The 4,076-nt window shown below is 66.9% G+C and carries 2 protein-coding genes; both read right to left on the bottom strand.

Annotated features, from left to right (window positions below; all coding sequences use genetic code 11):
* Positions 1–18: 18 nt before the first annotated feature.
* Entirely contained in the window at positions 19–1,569 is a 1,551-nt protein-coding gene (locus ACZ59A_RS44830; protein ID WP_470971644.1) for a hypothetical protein, read from the bottom strand.
* 658 nt (positions 1,570–2,227) lie between these two features.
* Positions 2,228–3,706 carry an MFS transporter gene (locus ACZ59A_RS44825; RefSeq protein ID WP_470971641.1) on the bottom strand — a complete coding sequence of 493 codons (1,479 nt, stop codon included), beginning with the start codon at positions 3,704–3,706 and terminating at the stop codon, positions 2,228–2,230.
* Positions 3,707–4,076 lie beyond the last annotated feature (370 nt).

The following is a 4,076-nucleotide window of genomic DNA, read 5'->3' as shown; positions in this document are numbered from 1 at the left end:
CCGGCCCACAACCTGACATCAGCAAGGTCCCCACCCATAACCACACCAACGACCGAGCTGGCCAGCAGTCACGGCAAAGACCGTTGCAGTACTAGCGCGCACTTCTTCCGCTGATGCCAACCCAGAGTGACCGAGCAGGACATCAAGGGTGGTGACGACAGCAGAGGCCTCGTCCCCGAATACAGCGGTCAACCGCTGTCCCCAAGCCGCCAGACCCTCATCATCTGTGTCCGCTCCGGCCTGTATGAGCAGTTGGGCCCAGCGCCTGATCGCGCCGCTTCCTCGATCGCAGGCATGGACAACTTCCGCGAGCGCCCCGGCCAGCGCCCCACGAGGATCGGCACACAGGCGGTGGTACGTCTCGTTCGACCGGTACTCAAGCCAGGCCACATCACTCCAGCGCTCCTCGGCTGGCACGCCCTCCTCCCGCTTTTCCCGCCAGGCACAGAACGCTTTCGCTAGCGACTCATGCGTGGCACTCCACCGGACGGGAGACTGGCTGCGTTGCAGCCGCAGCATAGAAGTGCGTACGACGTCGTGATATCGGCACTGCCCGGCCTGCTCAGTGACGAACGCCAGCCGACGCACCCACGGGTACTGCTCAGCGGCCTCCACCGGGGCGATCACACGATAGACATCCTCGTTGAACTGTAGGGGCAGGGCACAGACCAGGGCGGCGGCCCGCCGCGACGGAGCCGTCTCCCACTTCAGGAACCGCTCCACTGCCGTCCCCGAAGGGTCGTCCACCGCCTCGGCAGAACCGGGACGCGTCTGTGCCAGAGTATGTACCAAAAGGGGAAGTCTGCCCGATAAGTGCAGGACGACCTCGACGGCCTGCTCGTTGGTGATGCCCTGGAGCCCCAGCAGCGCCCGCGCCTCCTCCTCAGTGAACACCTCCAGCGGCACCTCAGTGATCAGGTCCAACCAGTCGCCCCAGAACCGGACGTCCAGACGGCCCTGCCCAGACAGCACCAACTGAACGTTGGCCGGCAGCGCACCATGCACCTCGCCGAACGCAATGTCACACAGCCACTCATCCAGTACCGGCCCCGTTCGCTCATACACATCGAAGAACAGGACCAACCACGCCCGCCTTCGCGCAGCCTCGGCCAGATCCTCCAGGAACACCGGAGTCAGGCTGCGCACCGGATCCATGACCAGCCGCACATCATCGTGGGACCGCATCCGAGCCCCGAGCGCAGCCCGCAACCGATCCACTCGCTGAGCCACCTGCTGGGAATCAACAGCCCCGGCGAGCGCACCCACGACCGGCACCATCCCAAGCCCGGCAAGCCCAACCTGAGTGGCCACCGACCCCGACAGCGAAGGCGAGGGCGGCTGAGCGACACCACTCTCCTCCGCAGCTGCCTGCGCTCCCAGCGCCGACTGCACCTCGTGGGCACGCTGCCGGAACGTCGCCAGCAGCTTGTCGAACCGCCGCAGCTCCAACCCTTGACGGCCCAACCCCTCACTGAGCGCCTCCATAGCCTCCACGGCGCTGTGCACGCTGTCATCGAGGTACACCGTCGCCGCACCCTGTTCGACCGCAACCGCATCCCACTGCCGCACCAGGGAGGTCTTACCTACACCAGCATTGCCGCGCACGTGGAAAAGGAACTGATAGTTGTCGGCCTCCGGATCCCGACCGAAGTTTTCCCGGAAGACACTCAGCTACCCGCGCCGCCCGACAAAACCGCGCCGCCGCCGACGCCGGACCAACTCCTGCCGCGACAGCCGCTGCTCCGCCATCTCGGACCACCCCCGAGCCCAGTATGGCAAGACGCTCCATCATCGTCCGGAGATACCGACACGCGCGGCGCCTGGCTGCCATCATGGCCTCCACACCCTGCCTTCACAGAAGCCCATCGACCGGTGGTTGGACCGTCACTTCCCTGAAGCCAACCCGAAGGCCTGGGCGCCGCGGGACTGCGCTGCACCTCCAAGTGCCCCTGCGGACTCAGCGCGAGCACCACACCGAGCCTCCGCCAACTTGAAGTCGCTGGTCAAAAGGCTGGTGTGACGGTATTCCGAGGTGCTCGCGCTGGTCGTGGACTGGAGACTGTGAAGTAGATCTTCTGCCAAAGCTGTATCGCATTCCTTTTCCGCTGATCACCGTGCCATGAGAGGCCTGGGGACGGCGTTGCCGTCAGGCAAACTAGGCGGCAGTACGGAAGCGGTGGTTGGTACGGGGGAGGCGTGATGGACTCGGTGCGGGGCGTCGTTGGCCTTACCCTGGAACGCCATCGTTGACCTCGCCGCGGGCCGCAGGCGCCGCGCTCTTCCGCTGGCTGGCGGTCCTGGTTCGGCGGAGGCCGAAGGCGGAGACCGCCGTTCCCAGCAGCACCATGACCACCGGGACTACGAGGGCGGTTCGGTAGGCGTCCAGCACCGCGTCCGGTGAGCCATCGGTGCCGTCCACGGCGATCCCGTACACCGCGGTCACCGCGGAGATCCCGACCGCTGAGCCGAACTGGGTGAACGTGTACAGCAGTCCGCCGGCCAGGCCCTGCTCCTCCTTGGCCACGCTGTCGGTCGCCGCGATGGTGAGCGGACCGTAGGCGAGAGCGAAGGCGGTGCCCGCGATGATCAGGCTCGGGAACATCGCCGCGTATGACCAGTCCATCTCGACCAACAGGAAGAGCCCGTAGGCCACGATCGCCAGCAGGAAGCCGCCGAAGATCACCCGGCTGTTGCCGTAGCGGTTCACCAGGCGCGGGGTAAGGGTGGGCGCCAGCACGGCGTCGCAGCCCATGACGATCAGCGCGATGGCGGCCTGCAGGGAGGGCCAACCGCGCAGCTCCTGCAGGTAAAGCGTGACGATGAACTGGAAGCCGAAGAACGCGCCCAGGAAGAGCAGGGCGCCGAGGTCGGCCCGCACCATCGCGGCTTTGCGGAAGATCCCCAGCCGGACGAGCGGCGCTTTGGCGCGCCGTTCGATCACGATGAACGCCCCCACCAGCGCCAGCCCGGCGGCGAGCGCGCCGAGAGTCAGCCCGAGCCCTTCGCCGCGGTGCTCGAGCCGGACGATGCCGTAGGCGAGCAGCAGCATCGCGCCGGCGGCGGCGGCCGCGCCAACCAGGTCGTAGCCCTGTTGCGCGGGCTCGGGGCGGGCCTCGGCCGGCAGCAGCCCGAGCGCCGCGAGCAGGATGGCGCCGGCCAGGAACACCGGGGCGAAGAACACCCAGCGCCAACCGAGTTCGGTCAGCAGCCCGCCGATGACAAGGCCCAGCGAGAAGCCGCCGGCGCCGACGCCGGCGAAGACCAGCAGGGCCTTGTCGCGCTGCGGCCCCTCCGGATACGAGGTCGTGATGATCGACATGGCGGCGGGGGTCATGAAGGCCGCCGCCACGCCGGTGACGAATCGGGCCACGACCAGCATCCAGCCGTCGGTCGCGAAGCCGCCCAACATGGAGAAGACCAGGAAAACGCCCAGCCAGGTGAGGAACATCCGCCGCCTGCCCAGCAGATCGGCGGCGCGGCCGCCGAGCAGGGTGAAACCGGCGTAGCCGAGCACGTAGCCACTCATCACCCACGCTGCGGTGCCGGTGCTCAGACCGAGATCGGCGCGGATGGTGGGCACGGCAACGGCCAGCATGGCGACGTCGCTGCCCTCGAGGAAGATCGTTCCGCACAGGACGAGTAGCAGGGCCCAGGCTCGTCCGCTCTTGCGGGCCGTCGGGAGGGGGGACACGGATCCGCTCTTCATCTGCTGAGTCGCTTGGTCATTTCCGGTTCATCAGCGACGGACGCTGTTCGTCGCGGAACCTGCGCGAGCCCAGCCACGTCGCCCGTGCCCGCACGTTGAACCATCCATCCCGGAGCCTCCACGGTCGCCATGGCCGCGACCGTACCGAGCAACAAGCAACCGAGGCCACACCTTTTGTCTGTACCCGGAGGTTCGCGTGGGTGGTCAATGCAGAGGTTAAAGAAGAAGCTCAGGTTGAGCGAGGCGAGTCAATCTGTCCCGTCTCAGTCAACCTGAGAAGCCGTTGTCTTTCCGAGCGTGACTGCTGCGTTTCTGCTGGTCAGGCATAGTTCGTTTCTCGTGCGGCAGTGATGGCGTGTCGTGTTGTCTC

The sequence above is a fragment of the Streptomyces sp. NPDC040405 genome (genome assembly GCF_055595765.1).
Note: the sequence above shows the minus strand (reverse complement) of the source record. Positions and strands in the feature narration are given on the sequence as shown.

Excerpts from the sequence above, each read along its gene's own strand:
- ACZ59A_RS44825 (WP_470971641.1), bottom strand. The coding sequence starts at position 3,706 with ATGAAGAGCGGATCCGTGTCCCCCCTCCCGACGGCCCGCAAGAGCGGA.